This window comes from uncultured Roseobacter sp., assembly GCF_947501835.1.
In the GTDB taxonomy this organism is placed as follows: domain Bacteria; phylum Pseudomonadota; class Alphaproteobacteria; order Rhodobacterales; family Rhodobacteraceae; genus Roseobacter.
In genome coordinates this window covers 1-16068 of the sequence record NZ_CANMXR010000006.1, presented here as the reverse complement: position 1 = coordinate 16068, position 16068 = coordinate 1, and the positions used below count along the sequence as shown (strand labels likewise).

The window sequence follows — 16068 nt, the reverse complement described above, 5'->3', positions numbered from 1 at the left end:
CCTTTGGTTAAGGGGCACCTGAGGGTGGCATATTGGGCTTCGATTTGCTGCGGTCCAGCCCCAATTGGCGTTCGCGCCAAATGATCAGAACACCGCCTGCAATCACAAGGCTGGCGCCAAGCACAATGGGCCCGGTCGGCACTTCGTCAAAGGCCACATACCCGATGATACTCGCAAAGATCATCGACGCGTAGTCAAAGGGTGCGAGCATAGACGCACCACCGAAGCGATAGGAGGAAGTCACCATGATCTGGGCAATGCCGCCGATGAGACCGGCAGCGATCAGCATCAGCACCACGGAGGTCTCCGGCCAGACCCAGACAAATGCGGGATGATCCACAACCCAGCCAATCGGCGCGGACAAAAGCGCAAGGCCGGTCGCTGTCACGGAGAAGTAAAACACGATGGCTGCGGTATGATCGGTTTGCACCAGCCGGCGTACGTGGATCTGTACCATCGCGCGCAGGATCGATGCGATCAGAACCATCGCCGCACCCAAAGTCGCGGCGCGCGACATCTCATCGGCCCCCACGCTCAGGCGTGGTGCGATGACAATCATCACCCCAACAAGGCCAAGTGCTACCGCAGAGAGGCGGATCAGACGCACCCGCTCCCCCAGAAAGAGCGCGGCAAAAAGGACTGCGAACATCGGTGTGGCGTAGCCGATGGCGGTGACTTCCGGCAGTGGCAGCAACCCCAGCCCGGCAAAGGTCAATCCCATGGCCGAGGTGCCGAAGATGCCGCGCCACACGTGGCCCATGAGGTTTGAGGGGATCAGGCCCTGGCGCAGCTGACCCCGTTGCGCCAGCCAGACCGCGATCACCGGAATGGCAAAGAACGATCGGAAGAAGACGGCTTCACCTGGTGGGACCTTGCCCGACACGCTCTTGATGATCGCGGCCATGACCATGAACAGAAAAACCGCGCAAAGCTTGAGGGCAATTGCGCGGCCGGGACGATGTTCGGTGAGGTCTTGGGCCATGGGCATCTCTTGCGCCCCTGGAAGGGAAAGATCAAGCGCGCAAGGGAAGCCGCGCCCGACCTTTCGTCACATCAGTTCAAAGCGGCGACGCCAAGCGGCACCGAGAATTTCAGACACCAGATGTAGATTTCGTTGTAGTCTTCGATGTTCACGGATGCGGGCACGGTATAGACCTGCTTGCCGTTCAGTTTTTGCAACACACCCAGATCCGCCTCAGGGGCGTAGCTGCCGTCCTTGCCAAAGGCGACACGGGGGTCTGGCGCACCGTCCAGCGAGAAATTTTCGTCCAGCGTGACCGTTGCCGTGCCGTCGGCGTTTTTGACGATGGTGACACCACCGGTGGTGATGTGATCGCTCTTGCCGATAAAGCTGCCGGAAGTGCCCGCGGATGCGCCAAAGGTGGCAAGCACTGTGAGGCTCAAGGCGAGGAAAGCGTTGATGAGGATTTTCATGGGGTCGGTCTTTCTGTTTTGTGCGGTTGCGGTTGGTGATGCAGGCAAACTATGGTTTGGAACCGAACAGTACAATACACGTCTGCGTGAGTTGTGTAACAATCAGTTCCGAACTATATCATGCCTATCGGAAGGAGACGCAGATGGCCCGACCCAGAGAATTCGACACGGATGATGCGATTAGGAAGGCGACAGCCGTTTTCTGGGAAAAGGGCTATCTTGACGCGTCCTTGCCTGACCTGCTGGAGGGCATGGGGTTGACCCGGGGCAGTCTTTACAAGGCTTTCAAGGATAAGAAGAACCTGTTCCTGCTGGTGCTCGCCCATTACGACGACGAAGCGGTAGGGGCAGCCAAAGCGCGGCTGACCAATGCATCCGTACCGGACGGTCGTGACCGAATTGTCAGCCTTTTCGCCGCCCTTTATGCCGCCGTGGCGGCGGGGGACACGCGCGGGTGTCTGCTGTGCTCAGCCGCCGCTGGGTTTGAAATGTCGGACCCGGACATCGCGGCGGCGGTTGAAAAGGGGATGAGCGGTATTCGCGAAGGTCTGGAGGCGGCTTTACGTGCGTCGCCGGTGCATGCCGGCCTGCCGGAAGCGGAGCAGCGTGCCCTGGCCAACGTCCTGCTCACGCAATACATCGGGTTGCGTGTGCTGGCCCGGTCCCGCATGCCGCTGGGCATTGTTGAGCAAAGTATCGAGAGCATCGCGCGGCTTCTCGACGTTGAAAGCACCTAGCCGATAAGCCCCTGATTTTCGCCAACCTGACCGCGGTGCAGCAACATGTGGTCCAGCAGAACGCAGGCCATCATCGCCTCACCCACTGGCACCGCGCGAATGCCGACACAGGGGTCATGCCGACCCTTGGTGATGATTTCGGTCTCTTCGCCTGATGTCGTGATCGTACGCCGTGTGGTCAGGATGCTCGAAGTCGGTTTCACCGCAAACCGTACCACGATGTCCTGTCCGGTGCTGATCCCGCCCAAGATGCCGCCCGCATGATTGGATGAATAGATTGGCCCGTCCGGCCCCATGGTGATTTCATCCGCATTGAGCTCACCCGTCAGCATGGCAGCGGACATGCCCTCGCCGATCTCCACGCCCTTGACGGCATTGATGCTCATCATCGCCGCGGCCAGATCGGTGTCGAGCTTGCCGTAGACCGGGGCGCCCAAGCCAGCGGGCACACCCCGTGCGACAACTTCGATGATCGCACCCACGGAACTGCCGGATTTGCGCAACCCATCCAGATAACCGGCCCAGTCCTCCGCCGCCTGCCCATCGGGCACCCAGAACGGGTTCTGATCAATCTGATCCCAATCAAACCGGTCCCGGTCGATGGCGTGCGGCCCCATCTGGGTCATATACCCCTTAATCCAGACGCCCGGGACAAGCGACGCAATCACCGCGCGCGCAAGACCGCCCGCAGCAACGCGCGCCGCCGTTTCGCGCGCGCTTGACCGACCGCCCCCGCGATAATCACGCACCCCGTACTTCTGGTAATAGGTGATATCCGCATGACCCGGGCGGAACTTGTCCTTGATATCTCCATAGTCTTTCGAGCGTTGATCCGTGTTCTCGATCATCAGCTGCACCGGGGTGCCTGTCGTCACCCCTTCGAACACACCTGACAGAATACGCACCTCATCCGCCTCGCGGCGCTGCGTGGTGTATTTGTTCTGTCCCGGTTTGCGCTTGTCCATCCAATGCTGGATCATCGCCGCGTCAATCGCCACACCGGGCGGGCAACCATCTACCGTCGCGCCCAGGGCAGGCCCGTGGCTTTCCCCCCATGTGGTCACGCGGAAAAGATGGCCAAAACTGTTGATCGACATCGCAAACGCTCCTTTGCGACGGTGCTTAGCCGGGCGGGCCTGCCGCCTCAAGAGCTTATCGCTTGCCAATCTCCGGGCGCGGCTTTAGGTCTGGGCATACCTCGGGGGGCCTTTCCGGCTGAGATGCGATGTATCGCGGACCCGTAGAACCTGAACCGGTTAAGACCGGCGGAGGGAAGGTGAGCTGATCATCCTCTCATCCGTTCGTCGCATTTGAAAGGATTGATCATGCGGAGAACCCTACTTGCTAAAACGCTGCTGCTGGCCACGCAGGCCGGGGCCGATACCCCCGTGCTGACTGTCTATGCAGGCGATTACTTCACGTCTGAATGGGGCCCCGGCCCGATGATCGAAGCGGGGTTTGAAGAAACCTGCGCCTGCGATCTGCAATTTGCTACGGGCGATCTGTTGCCGCGCCTGCTGCTCGAAGGGGAGCGCACCAAGGCAGATGTGGTCATCGGTCTGACCTCCGACGTGACCGCCAAGGCGCGCGCCACCGGGCTCTTTGCCCCGCACGGTCAGGATAATTCCGCCCTCACCCTGCCGATTGACTGGACAGACGACACCTTCCTGCCGTTCAACTATGGCCACACGGCGTTTATCTATAATGAGACAACGATGGACGCGCCGCCCGCGAGCTTTGATGCGCTGCTGGAGATGGATGATGATGTGAAGCTGGTCATTCAGGACCCACGCACGTCGATTTCCGGTCTCGCGTTGGTGCTCTGGGTCGAGGCTGTTTACGGTGAAAAATCCGGTGAAGTCTGGACCAAACTTGCGCCGAAAATCCTGACTGTGACCAAGGACTGGTCCGCCAGCTACGGCATGTTCACCGATGGTGAAGTCGATATGGTGCTGAGCTACACCACCTCGCCCGCCTATCACATGTTCGCCGAAGAGGATTTCACCAAAAAGGCCGCGATCTTCCCCGAAGGGCACTATTTCATGGTCGAAACCGTGGGCAAGATTGCACAAACTCAGGAGCCTGAACTCGCTGACGCCTTCATGGCCTATGTGTTGTCCCAGGATTTTCAGCAAATGATCCCAACCGCGAACTGGTCGCTGCCCGCCGCCTTGCCCGAAGATCAATGGCCCGACGGCTGGGCGCAACTGGCGCTGCCGGAAAAAGTTCTCTTCTACTCGGAAGAAGAGGCTGAAAGCCGCAAGGATCAGGCGATTGAGACATGGCGCAACGCGCTCAGCCAATAGTCGGCACGACAGGGATCGCCGCGGGAGGCTTTGTCGTCGTGGCGGTCCTTTTGTCCTTTCTCGGCATCGGCCTGCGCGCGGAAGTGGGGCGCGGCATCGGGCCCGCGGAATGGGCGGCAATACGGTTTACCCTGCTGCAGGCGGCCCTCTCCGCCCTCATATCCGTCGCCTGCGCGATTCCCCTGGCGCGTGCCCTGGCCCGGCGTCGCTTTATGGGGCGCGGGGTGCTGATCACCCTGCTGGGCGCCCCTTTCATCTTGCCGGTTATCGTCGCGGTTCTGGGCCTGCTCACCGTCTTTGGGCGCACCGGGTGGGTCAATACAGCCTTTGAGGCCATCGGGTTGCCGACCCTGTCGATTTACGGGCTGCACGGTGTGGTTCTGGCCCATGTCTTCTTTAATCTCCCGCTGGCCACGCGGCTCTTGTTGCAAGGGTGGCAAAGCATTCCCGCGGAACGGTTTCGGCTGGCCGCGCAGCTCAACCTGCCGCCCCGGATGGTCTGCCGCACTCTGGAAATGCCCTTGTTGGTGCAGGTTGTACCGGGGGCCGCCGCGTTGATCTTTGTCATTTGCCTGACCAGCTTCGCCGTCGCGTTGACGCTTGGGGGCGGACCGCGCGCGACAACCATCGAACTGGCCATCTATCAGGCGTTTCGCTTCGACTTCGATCTCGCGCGGGCCGCTCTCTTGTCCTTTATTCAGCTGTTTCTGGCGGGCAGCGCGGCCCTTGTTGCGCTTTGGGTGATCCCGAACATTCCGCTGAGCGCTGGTCTTGACCGCGCGGTACGGCGTTGGGATGCGCGCGGGGGTCTCCAATCGGCAATCGACGCCTGTGTAATCGCCCTGGGCAGCGCATTTCTGTTGCTGCCGCTTTTCGCGATCACGTTGGCGGGCGTGCAGGGTCTGCCGCAAATGCCCATCGGTGTGTGGAAAACAGCGGGGAATTCGCTGGGCGTGGCCATGCTCAGCATTGCCTTGCTCCTTGCCATAGCCCTGCCGATGGCGGGCTGGATCAGCACCCGGCGGGCAGGCGGCGCAGAGGCTATTGGTCTGATCGGCCTCTCTGCCTCGCCGCTGATGATCGGCACCGGCTGGTTCATCCTGATCAACCCGATTGCCGATCCGGTGCCGCTGGCATTGCCGGTCACCGCGCTGATCAACGCTTTGATGGCCTTGCCCTTTGCCCTGCGCATACTTGCGCCGCCGATGCGCGATGTGCTGACCACCTATGACCGTTTGTCGCGATCTCTGGGGTTGAACGGCTGGCCCGCGTGGCGCTGGCTGGTGCTGCCGCGGTTGCGGGCGCAAATCGGCTTTACCGCCGGGCTGACCGGTGCACTCTCGGTTGGCGATCTTGGCGTGATTGCGCTCTTTGCAGATCCGGATCGCGCCACGCTGCCCTTGCAAATGTACCGCTTGATGGGCGCCTACCGCACCGAGGCTGCCGCCGGCGCCGCCCTGCTGCTGCTGGTCATGGCGCTTGCGCTGTTCTGGATTTTTGACAAAGCGGGGCGCTGGCATGCTGAGGCTTGAAAACGTCACCATTTCGCAAGGTGGATTCTTGTTGCGTGCCGACTTCGAGGTTCAACAAGGGCGCAAGACCGCTGTCATCGGCCCCTCGGGCGCCGGGAAATCTACCTTGCTTGGAGCGCTTGGTGGTTTTCTGCCTTTGGGCGGCGGCAAGCTTTGGTGGAACGATGTCGACATCACCGATGCCACACCAGGGGATCGCCCGATTGCGATGCTGTTTCAAGATAACAACCTGTTTCCGCATCTCTCCATTGCCAAGAATATAGGATTAGGCATCCGGTCCGACCTGAAACTCACACCGGAGGATCACCTGCGGGTGGAACAGGCCCTGAAGCGTGTCGGCCTGGTGGGTATGGCCGACCGCAAACCCGGTGAACTCTCCGGCGGTCAGCAAAGCCGCGCGGCGCTGGCCCGGGTATTGGTGCAGGATCGACCCGTTGTCTTGCTGGACGAGCCCTTCGCGGCGCTCGGCCCCGCGTTGCGCCATGAGATGCTCGATCTTGTGCATGACCTCAGCGAGGAGGCCAATGCCACCTTGCTGATGGTCACGCATGACCCGCAGGATGTGCGCCGTATTGCCGATGACGTGATCTTTGTCGAGGGTGGTCGGGCGGCAGCACCGCAACCGGCGGGCGCTCTGTTGGAGAACCCGCCGCCTGCCTTGCAGGCCTATCTGGGCTAGGCCGCTTTTGCCTGCAGCCCCTCGCGCGCTTTGAGAATGCCAAGCGCTGCAGCTGCCGCCTCTTTGCCTTTGGTGACAAAATGGTCGCGGTAGATGGCAGTGTGGTGATCGGTTTCCTGATAGTTATGTGGCGTGAGCGACAACGACAACACGGGCACGCCCGTCTCAAGGCCGGCGCGCATCAGCCCGTCAACCACGCTCTGAGCCACAAAATCATGTCGGTAGATGCCGCCATCCACCACAAAGGCGGCGCATATCACCGCGCTATACCGCCCCGACGCCGCAAGGTCTCGCGCCATCAGCGGCATTTCAAAGGCGCCCGGCACGTCAAAAACATCCACCTGCGCGGGGGCAATGGTCTGGGTAAAGCCGTCATAGGCGCGGTCCACGATATCAGCGTGCCACTGTGCTTTGACAAAGGCGAAACGGGTGTGTGTCATGGTGATCTCCTTTAGGTTCAGACACGTCCACCCAAGGCGATCACGATTGCGCACGGGCCAAGACCCGCGTGCATCCGCATTCTCTTTCATCCGGACTGTGACCGTCGGCTCTGGCGTCTCACCAGATCTGCTTGACCAAGGGGGTTTCCAGCGGAAATCCCTTGCGCTCGCGGGCTCGCAGCACAAGGCTGCATACCGCCGGTGGGGAATTTCACCCCGCCCTGAGAATACCGCCAGCTTGCCAATCTGTATCAAAGCCTGCAAGAGAAAATACGACACATCGCAAAGGCAAAACGATGCACCCGAATCCGATTTTCCACACTCAAGAAGATGACGCCAACCTGGCCTATGCACGGGAGCGCGCCTTTGGTGTTCTGGCGGCAAGTGGCGCAGATGGGCCGTGGATGTCGCATATTCCGTTTCTGCTGGATGAGGATGGCCAGACCCTTTGGCTGCACTTGCTGCGCTCCAACCCCATTGCACGTGCCTTGAAGGCAGCACCCCTGCCTGCCCGGATCGCCGTTTCCGGTCCTGACAGCTATATCTCGCCCGATTGGTACGGCGTTGATGATCAGGTCCCGACCTGGAACTACATCGCTGTGCATGTGACGGGGACCCTGGAGGTGCGGCCACAGGAAGAATTGCATGACCTGCTGGATCGCCAATCGGCATTCTTCGAAGACCGGCTGCTGCCGAAACCCCCCTGGACCCCGTCAAAGATGTCGGAGGGGGTGATGGAGAAGATGATGCGCGCCATCGTGCCCTGCCGGATGTCGGTCACGGGCGTTGATGGCACCTGGAAACTCAACCAGAACAAACCCGACGCGGTGCGCCTGCGGACCGCCGATCATGTGGAAGCCTACGGTCAGGGCACGGATCTGGCGGTGCTGGCGGCTCTGATGCGCGGCGCCGATAGACAGGGCGGTTAGCTCTGTTAGGGTCGCGAGCGAATCGTGAAAGGAAATCTCATGAAGCTGTTTCATTCCTCGGCGTCCCCGTTCGTGCGCAAAGTTGTTGTCCTGCTGCATGAGTTGGACAAAGCAGATGACGTTGAACTGCTCGATGTCGCGTCGACGGCCTTTGCGTCGGATGACGCCCTGGCGGCCAGCAACCCCTTGGCGAAACTGCCATCCCTTGTGCGCGACAACGGCACCACGCTCTATGACAGCCGGGTGATCACCGCGTTTCTCAACGATCTTTACGGCGGCAACATGTACCCGACCGGCACGTCGCGGTGGGAGACATTGACGCTTGAAGCCACCGGCGACGGTATCATGGATGCGGCGGTTTCCATGTCGTATGAGGCGCGCCTGCGTCCGGCGGAGATGCAATATGGCGACTGGATCGAAGCCCAATGGGCAAAAGTCGCGCGGGCCATTTCTGTTTTGAATGCACGTTGGATGAGCCATCTGTCCGGCCCCATGGACATGGGCCACATCTCGGTCGGCTGTGCCTTGTCCTACGTCGATTTTCGCCACGGCGCGCGCAACTGGCGCAAGGGCAACGAGGCCCTGGCGGCATGGCATGCCGAATTTGATTCGCGCGCCTCAATGCATGCGACAAAACCGCCAGAAGCTTAGAAACCGCCAAAGCTTAACCGAATCGACGCGGGTTACGCCTAGAAATCGCGGCTGCCGGGCATGCCTGCGACCGTTTGCGCGCGTTTGATCACTGGACGGCGCGTCAGCACGACGCTACATACCCGCATGAGTGTGGCTGCTATTTTGCGGCCGATCTGTCTTTTGGCCGATCACCGGCCCCGGAAATGGAGTAAACCCGTGTCCCACGCAGAAGATCACGAAGGCACCCGGAGGGATTTCCTTTATTACGCCACGGCTGGTGCTGGTGCTGTTACCGCAGGTGCCGCGATTTGGCCTCTGGTCCATCAAATGAACCCCTCTGCTGACGTGCGTGCCCTGTCATCCATTCGCGTTGACGTGAGCGATGTCGAGCCAGGCACGCAATTGACGGTGAAATGGCTGGGCAAGCCGGTGTTCATCCGCCGCCGGACCGAGGAAGAGATCGCCGCGGCACGTGACGTTGCCCTCTCCGATCTGCCGGATCAGGGCGCGGAAAACGCGAATATCGCCGCGGATGCCGATGCCTCCGACGAGAACCGCGCATTGGATGAGACCGGTGAATGGCTGGTGATGATGGGTGTCTGTACGCACCTTGGCTGTGTGCCCCTGGGCGACGCGGGTGATTTTGGCGGATGGTTCTGCCCCTGCCACGGGTCACACTACGATACCGCAGGACGCATTCGTAAAGGGCCGGCACCCACTAACCTGCCGGTGCCAACAGCAGAATTCGTGGACGAAACCACGATCAAATTGGGTTAAGGGAGAAATCTGATATGGCTGGAATTCCTCACGACCATTACGAACCAAAATCCGGGGGCGAGAAGTGGCTGCACAGCCGTCTCCCCGTTGTTGGCCTGCTTTATGACACGCTGATGATCCCGACCCCCAAGAACCTGAACTGGATGTGGATCTGGGGCATTGTTCTGACCTTCTGTCTGGCACTGCAAATCGTCACCGGTATCGTGCTGGCCATGCACTATACGCCGCATGTGGATATGGCCTTCGCCTCCGTTGAGCACATCATGCGCAACGTGAATGGCGGCTACATGCTGCGCTACATGCACGCCAATGGCGCGTCTCTGTTCTTTATCGCGGTCTATGCGCATATTTTCCGCGGTCTCTACTACGGGTCCTACAAGGCCCCGCGCGAGATCACGTGGATCATCGGCATGCTGATCTATCTGATGATGATGGGCACCGCCTTTATGGGCTACGTGCTGCCATGGGGGCAGATGTCCTTCTGGGGTGCGACCGTGATCACCGGCCTCTTTGGCGCGATCCCCTTTGTGGGGGAGAGCATCCAGACCTGGCTGCTGGGCGGACCTGCGGTGGATAACGCCACGCTGAACCGTTTCTTCTCGCTGCACTACCTGCTGCCCTTCGTGATTGCGGGCCTTGTGATCGTGCACATCTGGGCCTTCCACACCACCGGCAACAACAACCCCACGGGCGTTGAAGTACGCCGTTCCTCGAAAGAAGAAGCCGAGAAAGACACGCTGCCGTTCTGGCCCTATTTCGTGATCAAGGACCTGTTCGCACTGGCGGTGATCCTGGCTGTGTTCTTTGCTGTGGTGGGCTTCATGCCAAACTACCTGGGCCACCCCGATAACTACATCGAGGCGAATGCTCTGGCGACGCCCGCACACATCGTGCCGGAATGGTACTTCCTGCCGTTCTACGCGATCCTGCGGGCCTTCACGAGCGAGGTCTGGGTTGTACAGATTGCATCTTTCCTGACCGCGGGCATCATCGACGCCAAGTTCTTCGGCGTTCTGGCGATGTTCGGTGCGATTGCGGTGATGGCGCTGGCGCCCTGGCTGGACACATCCTCCGTGCGCTCGGGCCGGTATCGCCCGATGTTCAAATGGTGGTTCGCCCTGTTGGTCGTCGACTTCTTCGCGCTGATGTGGCTGGGTGCCATGCCTGCGGAAGAACCCTACGCGACCTTCTCACTGATCGCTTCGGCTTATTGGTTCGCGTATTTCCTCGTGATCCTGCCGCTGCTGGGCGTGGTTGAAAAACCGCTCGCAAGCCCGGATACGATCGAAGAGGACTTCACCGCGCACTATCCGAAGTCTTCCGACGGCACGCCCGCTGAATAAAGGACCAAATGATCATGTTCAGAACACTTACACTTAGTGCTGTGGCGGCTTTCGGGCTGGCCACCGCGGGTTTGGCGGCTGGCGGCGAAGGCCATGTTGAGGACTTTGATTTCTCCTTCGAAGGCCCCTTTGGCAAATATGACCAGAACCAGCTGCAACGCGGCCTTCAGGTCTATACCGAGATTTGCTCGGCCTGCCACGGGCTGAAATTTGTGCCGATCCGGTCGCTGTCTGAGGAAGGTGGCCCATCGCTGCCAGAAGATCAGGTGCGCGCTTATGCGGAGAACTTCGAAGTCTTTGACGCAGAGCTTGATGATTTCCGCCCAGCGCTTCCCGCGGATCACTTCCCAGCCTCCGGGTTGGAGAATGCGCCGGACCTCAGCCTGATGGCCAAGGCGCGGGCGGGTTTCCACGGACCTTACGGCCTGGGCATCAACCAGTTCTTCAAAGGGATCGGCGGTGCTGAATACATCGCGTCCCTGCTGACCGAATACACCGGTGAGGAGAGAGAAGAGGCCGGTGTGACGCTTTATGAGAACAAGGCATTCCCGGGCGGCTGGATCTCCATGGCCCCGCCGCTTTACGGTGAGGACGTCGAATTTGCCGATGGTCATGCCAATGACCTGCACCACATTGCCGAAGACGTATCCGCGTTTCTGATGTGGACGGCCGAGCCCAAGATGATGGCGCGGAAACAGGCCGGGTTCGTCGGCGTTGTGTTCCTGACCCTGCTGTCGGTTCTGCTCTATCTGACCAACAAGCGTCTCTGGGCGCCGGTGAAGGGCAAGAAAACCCTCTAACGCTCATCCCTACTGTTGAAATTAAAAAACCCCCCGTGCATCTGCGCGGGGGGTTTCCTGTCTGCACCTTCAGTCACAAAGGCTAATGACAGACCCTGGGGAGAGTCAGAATAGGGGGGTCCAAGGGTTCACGGTTAATCGGCAGCGTAAGCATCTTTTGCCGTGATCTCTTTCCTGTCCCTGATCGTTACAATGTCTTGATTTACCAGATCGTGTGCCTTGCAATCCAAGGCGATTACTTTTTACCGGTCACCACTAATAAGTTTAGAATAGATTAATGTAGAATCGTTGTATGTGAACTGGATCACATTCGTCGCATTTGCTGGCTCTTTTGATGCCTGAGCCGCCTTATTTGCCGCTCTCAATTTGGCCTCAGACACGACAGAGCCAATCCGGATTGAAAGCTTGACGGCAACAGACATCGATCAGCCCTCAGAACCGGTTCTTGGTCTTGTCGACCATCGATTGAGCCACCCGAAATTCGCGGTCCGCCTCCAGCAACCATGCAATCACGGCCTTTACCCGGGAGGTGTTCGGAGTGGTTCGCATGCGATCCATCTCAAATCTATGTTCATGTTCCATTTCGCAGCCCCTTTTGCGTGTCTGGTCCAGAAAATACTGGTCGTTAGGTTCAGGCAAAGCGCCCTTCAATGCACCTAACATGACGCAAAATCGAATCGGGGTCTGTGAAACCGATCACATGTCGGCGTTAAATTTGATGTAGATCCGCCATGACCTGCAGGGCTTCACGGTCCAGCACTTGCACACCGCCCCGCGTCGCCTCGATCACACCTGCCCGTTTCCACAGGGCAAGCGTTTTTGAAACGGCTTCGCGGGTCGCGCCCACAAACTCGGCCAGTTCCGATTGCGACAGGGTCAACATCGAAAGCTGCTCGGATCCGGCAACGGTCAGATAGAGGATTTTGCGGGCCAGACGGGCGGGCATTGGCAGAAAGACCTGCTCATTCAGCTGGCTGCTCATCCAGCGCATGCGTTCCCCGGCGAGCTGGATCATATCAATGCCGAGATCGGGCGCCTCGCGGATCGCCCGCAGCATATCCGCGTTTTTGACACCGCGCAGCCGTGTGGGCTCCAAAGCCGTGACGGTGGCCGTTCGTGTGCCGGGGTCGAAAAGGGCAATCTCGCCAAACAGGGCACCGGGGCGCATCACGTCCAGAGACAGCTTGCGCCCCTCACGCGACAGGACGCTGAATTCCAGCGAGCCCGAGATGATCGCATAAAGCGTGTCCCCGTCATCGCCCTGCTCAAACAGCACTTCGCCTTCGGAAAGCTGGACCTCGGTTGCGACCGAGGCCATCAGATCGGAAAGGTCTTTGGAGGCATGTGCCAAGAACCCGGTATTCGGCAGCAATACAGTATCCATCTCACCCTCTCCAGTTCCGGCCACTCAGCAGTCATGGCCGCTCAAAGTAACTTGTCAGACACGCAGTTTCAATCAAAACGGGCACAGCCGGTTAACCGTCTGCGTGTAACCTATGGGATTTGGAATGGTTAACCAGTGGGGCTTTACCTGTGAAAGCCGCCAATACGTGTGTCGAAAGTTGCCCCAAGCTCAGAAAGTGCGGATCGAACCGTGTCATTGGCAGGGCCATACACCGTGAACCGAACCGGGGCAAAGGTTTTGAAGAACCTTTCAGCAAAATGGGTACCGAAGTTTCCCAGATGCGTCATGAGCGCGTCACTGTCCGCATAGCGCTCCAGCACAGTGCAGCGTGATTTGTCTTCCGTCAGATAGTATTCGTATGTGAGCGCCCCCGGCTCATTCTCCCGGGTCGCTATAACCATTTCACTGATCAGTGGTAAAACAGCCTCGGACATGCCGTCCTGGACATCCATTTCCAGGACCCATTCGATGTGATCGCTCAAAGTACCTCTCCCACAAGGTAGGCTCAGAGTAGCGACCCGTGCCGGTATTTGTCACGGCTTTTCTAAAATAGCTGAGTTTGGCGATCCCGCGATCAGGCCAGCAACCTTGTCTGATCATGCCCTGTAATCGGCGCCTGGACGATGCTTCCCTCTTGCTGAGGCGTAGAAAACCGCACCTCGCAAAACTGCTCTGTCCGGCCCATGGTCGGGCTTTCCATCAATATCCTGTGGCTGTGTCCGACCTGCTTTTCCAGATGCCGCTGTACCTGCGCGGCACCTGTTTGCCGCAAGCGGGCCGCACGCGCCTTGATGGCCTTGCCGTCTACGGCTGGCATGCGCGCGGCGGGCGTACCGGGGCGCGCAGAATAGGGGAACACATGCAGCCACGTCAGATCACATGCCTCCACCAGAGCCAGAGAGTTCTGGAACATGGCGTCGGTCTCGGTCGGGAAGCCCGCGATGATATCCGCGCCAAAGGTCATTTCCGGGCGCAGCCGGCGTGCCTCCTGCGCAAAAAGGATGGCATCCTGTCGTAGATGCCGCCGCTTCATCCGTTTGAGGATCATGTCATCGCCGTGTTGCAGCGACAAATGCAGATGCGGCATGAGCCGTGGTTCCGTGGCAATGGCCTGCATCAGGTTATCGTCGACTTCGATGCTGTCGATGGAGCTGATCCGCAACCGCGGCAAATCCGGCACGAGTTTGAGGATCCGCATAACCAGATCCCCCAGCTTCGGCTCGGACGGTAAATCCGCGCCCCAACTGGTCAGGTCGACGCCCGTCAGGACCACTTCGTTATAACCCTTGTCCACCAGCCGTTTGATCTGATCCACAACGACACCGGCGGGCACTGATCGCGAATTACCCCGCCCGTAAGGAATGATGCAGAAGGTGCAGCGATGATCGCAGCCGTTCTGCACCTGGACATAGGCCCTGCTGCGGGTCCCAAAACCATCGATCAGGTGGCCTGCGGTCTCGGTCACCGACATAATGTCGTCGACCTGTACGGTCTCGGTGTCACCGATGAAATCTGCGGCAAGCCCCTGCCACGTCGCGCCCTGCATCTTTTCGGTATTGCCGATCACCGCATCGACCTCGGCCATTTGGGCGAAGGTGTCCGGTTCCGTTTGCGCCGCGCAGCCGGTCACTATCAACCGCGCACCCGGGTGCGCACGCCGAAGTTTCCGAATGTCCTGCCGGGCTTTGCGAACCGCTTCAGCCGTCACCGCACAGGTGTTGACCACCACGGCGTTTTCCAGGCCCGCAGCGGTTGCCAGTTCTTTCATGGCTTCGGTTTCATAGGCATTCAGACGGCAGCCCATGGTGGAGAAGACGGGTGTGTTCATGTCAGACCAGCCAGAAAAGCAGATGTCAGGGTGCCGGAGAAAACATGGGTCGTCGGGCCCGTCATCCAGACACCATCCTCGCGCCAATCCACGTGGAGCGTGCCGCCATCCAGATCGATCTGAACGGATCGGCCGGTGAGCCCACGGCGCGCGGCAGCGACAGCCGTGGCGCAGCTTGAAGAGCCGGAAGCCAGGGTAATGCCGACCCCGCGCTCCCAAACCCGCATACGGATGTGATCATCCTCGATGATTTGCGCGACCTGCACATTGGTGCGTTCAGGATAGAGCGGATGGTTTTCGTGGGCCGCGCCGAAGGTGGCCAGATCGACCACATCGACGTCATCGACAAAGAAGGTACAGTGCGGATTGCCCATACCGGTCGCCACCGGCGTGCCATCGATTGGCAACGAAAGCGTATCCACCTTATGCGCCAGCGGGATATCCGCCCAATCGAATTGAGGGTGACCCATGTTCACGGATGTCAGGCCCTCACCGGCGTCTTCGGCGGTGAGGACCCCGCGCTCGGTGATCAGTCGCAAGGAACTCTGCCCGGTTTCCTGCATCACATGCCTGGCGATGCACCGCGTGGCATTCCCGCAAGCGCCGGAAACGGATCCGTCGGCATTGTAAAACTTCAGATGGAGATCATCGGTCTCATTTGTCATGATCGCCAACTGGTCGAAACCCACGCCGTTATGCCGGTCGCCAAGAGCCTGTGCCAACGCCGGGGTCACGTCGATTTTCCGCGCGCGCGCGTCCAGAACGACAAAGTCGTTTCCCAGCCCGTGCATCTTCATGAAGGGCAAACCGGTATGATCCTCTTTGGTCATTTCGCGCGTATAAGCCGATGCGGCAAAACTATCCAGTATGTCCTTGCGAAAACACTGAATAAGGGCTTGACCCTTACGCACCACCTTTCTAAGTAGGCGCTCTAGTGGGCCGTTAGCTCAGTTGGTAGAGCAACTGACTTTTAATCAGTGGGTCGCAGGTTCGAATCCTGCACGGCTCACCACTAAATCAAGTGTGTGTGACGACTTATGATCGTTGACCATTTTGATCACGTTTTTGGTCATTTTGGTCATTAATTCTAGTCACTCGGTAGTCTTGATTAAAGTTTGCAAGACCCGTGTTGATAGGTGCAATGGGCGTATTTTGTTGAAGAAGTCTTGTTGCTTTGAAGCAAGTCCTTTGATTCACTCGCTATTGTAGATTGGGGGAGGATTTT

18 protein-coding genes, 1 tRNA gene and 2 riboswitches are annotated in these 16068 nt (G+C 59.3%); of the genes, 10 read left to right on the top strand and 9 right to left on the bottom strand.

Annotated elements, in window-relative coordinates; all coding sequences use genetic code 11:
- Positions 1-7: 7 nt before the first annotated feature.
- Positions 8-982 carry a DMT family transporter gene (locus tag Q1A20_RS13385; protein ID WP_299401874.1) on the bottom strand — a complete coding sequence of 325 codons (975 nt, stop codon included), beginning with the start codon at positions 980-982 and terminating at the stop codon, positions 8-10.
- A gap of 71 nt (positions 983-1053) precedes the next feature.
- Complete coding sequence (locus Q1A20_RS13380; RefSeq protein WP_299401873.1) at positions 1054-1434, bottom strand: DM13 domain-containing protein; 381 nt, start codon at positions 1432-1434, stop codon at positions 1054-1056.
- 143 nt (positions 1435-1577) lie between these two features.
- Between Q1A20_RS13380 and Q1A20_RS13375 the strand changes: the two genes are divergently transcribed.
- Positions 1578-2171: a TetR/AcrR family transcriptional regulator gene (locus Q1A20_RS13375; protein ID WP_299401872.1), complete on the top strand. Its 594-nt coding sequence runs from the start codon at positions 1578-1580 to the stop codon at positions 2169-2171.
- On the opposite strand, the gene aroC is transcribed toward Q1A20_RS13375, so the two are convergent.
- Positions 2168-3268 (bottom strand): chorismate synthase, encoded by a 1101-nt coding sequence (gene aroC, locus Q1A20_RS13370; protein WP_299401871.1) that lies wholly within the window; start codon positions 3266-3268, stop codon positions 2168-2170. The two genes, Q1A20_RS13375 and aroC, sit on opposite strands and share 4 nt — an antisense overlap.
- A gap of 92 nt (positions 3269-3360) precedes the next feature.
- Positions 3361-3462, top strand: a riboswitch (TPP riboswitch).
- A gap of 34 nt (positions 3463-3496) precedes the next feature.
- Between aroC and Q1A20_RS13365 the strand changes: the two genes are divergently transcribed.
- The 3 genes from Q1A20_RS13365 to Q1A20_RS13355 are packed head-to-tail and all read left to right on the top strand — an operon-like array spanning position 3497 to position 6688.
- Entirely contained in the window at positions 3497-4477 is a 981-nt protein-coding gene (locus Q1A20_RS13365) for a thiamine ABC transporter substrate binding subunit (RefSeq protein ID WP_299401870.1), read from the top strand.
- The gene (locus tag Q1A20_RS13360) at positions 4453-6009 is read left to right on the top strand and encodes a thiamine/thiamine pyrophosphate ABC transporter permease ThiP (protein ID WP_299917101.1); all 1557 of its coding nucleotides are present in this window, start codon (positions 4453-4455) and stop codon (positions 6007-6009) included. Before Q1A20_RS13365 ends, Q1A20_RS13360 begins: the two co-directional genes overlap by 25 nt.
- Complete coding sequence (locus Q1A20_RS13355) at positions 5996-6688, top strand: ATP-binding cassette domain-containing protein (protein WP_299401868.1); 693 nt, start codon at positions 5996-5998, stop codon at positions 6686-6688. Before Q1A20_RS13360 ends, Q1A20_RS13355 begins: the two co-directional genes overlap by 14 nt.
- Here Q1A20_RS13355 and Q1A20_RS13350 read toward each other — a convergent pair.
- Entirely contained in the window at positions 6685-7128 is a 444-nt protein-coding gene (locus Q1A20_RS13350) for a 6,7-dimethyl-8-ribityllumazine synthase (protein WP_299401867.1), read from the bottom strand. The genes Q1A20_RS13355 and Q1A20_RS13350 overlap by 4 nt on opposite strands.
- A gap of 74 nt (positions 7129-7202) precedes the next feature.
- Positions 7203-7361: riboswitch (FMN riboswitch) on the bottom strand.
- Positions 7362-7424: 63 nt separating this feature from the next.
- Here Q1A20_RS13350 and Q1A20_RS13345 point away from each other — a divergent pair.
- The 5 genes from Q1A20_RS13345 (at position 7425) to Q1A20_RS13325 (ending at position 11610) form a co-directional block, all read left to right on the top strand.
- The gene (locus Q1A20_RS13345) at positions 7425-8057 is read left to right on the top strand and encodes an FMN-binding negative transcriptional regulator (protein ID WP_299401866.1); all 633 of its coding nucleotides are present in this window, start codon (positions 7425-7427) and stop codon (positions 8055-8057) included.
- 39 nt (positions 8058-8096) lie between these two features.
- Positions 8097-8708, top strand: coding sequence for a glutathione S-transferase (locus Q1A20_RS13340; RefSeq protein WP_299401865.1), 612 nt, complete (start codon positions 8097-8099; stop codon positions 8706-8708).
- Between the two features lie 198 nt (positions 8709-8906).
- The gene (petA, locus tag Q1A20_RS13335; RefSeq protein WP_298969147.1) at positions 8907-9467 is read left to right on the top strand and encodes a ubiquinol-cytochrome c reductase iron-sulfur subunit; all 561 of its coding nucleotides are present in this window, start codon (positions 8907-8909) and stop codon (positions 9465-9467) included.
- A gap of 14 nt (positions 9468-9481) precedes the next feature.
- Positions 9482-10810: a cytochrome b gene (petB, locus tag Q1A20_RS13330; RefSeq protein ID WP_298969145.1), complete on the top strand. Its 1329-nt coding sequence runs from the start codon at positions 9482-9484 to the stop codon at positions 10808-10810.
- A gap of 14 nt (positions 10811-10824) precedes the next feature.
- Positions 10825-11610 carry a cytochrome c1 gene (locus tag Q1A20_RS13325; protein WP_298969143.1) on the top strand — a complete coding sequence of 262 codons (786 nt, stop codon included), beginning with the start codon at positions 10825-10827 and terminating at the stop codon, positions 11608-11610.
- Between the two features lie 432 nt (positions 11611-12042).
- Here Q1A20_RS13325 and Q1A20_RS13320 read toward each other — a convergent pair whose 3' ends face one another.
- The 5 genes from Q1A20_RS13320 to dapF all read right to left on the bottom strand — a co-directional run bounded on the left by Q1A20_RS13320 (position 12043) and on the right by dapF (position 15673).
- Positions 12043-12192 (bottom strand): hypothetical protein, encoded by a 150-nt coding sequence (locus Q1A20_RS13320; protein ID WP_298969141.1) that lies wholly within the window; start codon positions 12190-12192, stop codon positions 12043-12045.
- 127 nt (positions 12193-12319) lie between these two features.
- Positions 12320-12994: a Crp/Fnr family transcriptional regulator gene (locus tag Q1A20_RS13315; RefSeq protein WP_298969140.1), complete on the bottom strand. Its 675-nt coding sequence runs from the start codon at positions 12992-12994 to the stop codon at positions 12320-12322.
- A 143-nt stretch (positions 12995-13137) separates the two neighbouring features.
- Positions 13138-13497 carry an antibiotic biosynthesis monooxygenase gene (locus Q1A20_RS13310; protein ID WP_298969138.1) on the bottom strand — a complete coding sequence of 120 codons (360 nt, stop codon included), beginning with the start codon at positions 13495-13497 and terminating at the stop codon, positions 13138-13140.
- 92 nt (positions 13498-13589) lie between these two features.
- A complete protein-coding gene (gene mtaB / locus Q1A20_RS13305; RefSeq protein ID WP_299401863.1) occupies positions 13590-14843 on the bottom strand; it encodes a tRNA (N(6)-L-threonylcarbamoyladenosine(37)-C(2))-methylthiotransferase MtaB in 1254 nt (417 codons plus the stop codon).
- Positions 14840-15673: a diaminopimelate epimerase gene (gene dapF, locus Q1A20_RS13300; RefSeq protein ID WP_299401862.1), complete on the bottom strand. Its 834-nt coding sequence runs from the start codon at positions 15671-15673 to the stop codon at positions 14840-14842. Before dapF ends, mtaB begins: the two co-directional genes overlap by 4 nt.
- 106 nt (positions 15674-15779) lie before the next feature.
- Here dapF and Q1A20_RS13295 point away from each other — a divergent pair.
- Positions 15780-15855, top strand: a tRNA-Lys gene (locus Q1A20_RS13295).
- Positions 15856-16068: the final 213 nt, after the last annotated feature.

What these genes read in the sequence shown, in the direction of transcription:
- Q1A20_RS13375 (WP_299401872.1), top strand. Translation starts at nt 1,578, where the DNA reads ATGGCCCGACCCAGAGAATTCGACACGGATGATGCGATTAGGAAGGCG.
- Q1A20_RS13315 (WP_298969140.1), bottom strand. Translation starts at nt 12,994, where the DNA reads ATGGATACTGTATTGCTGCCGAATACCGGGTTCTTGGCACATGCCTCC.
- mtaB (WP_299401863.1), bottom strand. Translation starts at nt 14,843, where the DNA reads ATGAACACACCCGTCTTCTCCACCATGGGCTGCCGTCTGAATGCCTAT.
- Q1A20_RS13385 (WP_299401874.1), bottom strand. Translation starts at nt 982, where the DNA reads ATGGCCCAAGACCTCACCGAACATCGTCCCGGCCGCGCAATTGCCCTC.
- aroC (WP_299401871.1), bottom strand. Translation starts at nt 3,268, where the DNA reads ATGTCGATCAACAGTTTTGGCCATCTTTTCCGCGTGACCACATGGGGG.
- Q1A20_RS13365 (WP_299401870.1), top strand. Translation starts at nt 3,497, where the DNA reads ATGCGGAGAACCCTACTTGCTAAAACGCTGCTGCTGGCCACGCAGGCC.
- Q1A20_RS13355 (WP_299401868.1), top strand. Translation starts at nt 5,996, where the DNA reads ATGCTGAGGCTTGAAAACGTCACCATTTCGCAAGGTGGATTCTTGTTG.
- Q1A20_RS13340 (WP_299401865.1), top strand. Translation starts at nt 8,097, where the DNA reads ATGAAGCTGTTTCATTCCTCGGCGTCCCCGTTCGTGCGCAAAGTTGTT.
- dapF (WP_299401862.1), bottom strand. Translation starts at nt 15,673, where the DNA reads ATGACCAAAGAGGATCATACCGGTTTGCCCTTCATGAAGATGCACGGG.
- Q1A20_RS13360 (WP_299917101.1), top strand. Translation starts at nt 4,453, where the DNA reads ATGGCGCAACGCGCTCAGCCAATAGTCGGCACGACAGGGATCGCCGCG.
- Q1A20_RS13350 (WP_299401867.1), bottom strand. Translation starts at nt 7,128, where the DNA reads ATGACACACACCCGTTTCGCCTTTGTCAAAGCACAGTGGCACGCTGAT.
- Q1A20_RS13345 (WP_299401866.1), top strand. Translation starts at nt 7,425, where the DNA reads ATGCACCCGAATCCGATTTTCCACACTCAAGAAGATGACGCCAACCTG.
- petB (WP_298969145.1), top strand. Translation starts at nt 9,482, where the DNA reads ATGGCTGGAATTCCTCACGACCATTACGAACCAAAATCCGGGGGCGAG.
- Q1A20_RS13325 (WP_298969143.1), top strand. Translation starts at nt 10,825, where the DNA reads ATGTTCAGAACACTTACACTTAGTGCTGTGGCGGCTTTCGGGCTGGCC.
- Q1A20_RS13380 (WP_299401873.1), bottom strand. Translation starts at nt 1,434, where the DNA reads ATGAAAATCCTCATCAACGCTTTCCTCGCCTTGAGCCTCACAGTGCTT.
- Q1A20_RS13320 (WP_298969141.1), bottom strand. Translation starts at nt 12,192, where the DNA reads ATGGAACATGAACATAGATTTGAGATGGATCGCATGCGAACCACTCCG.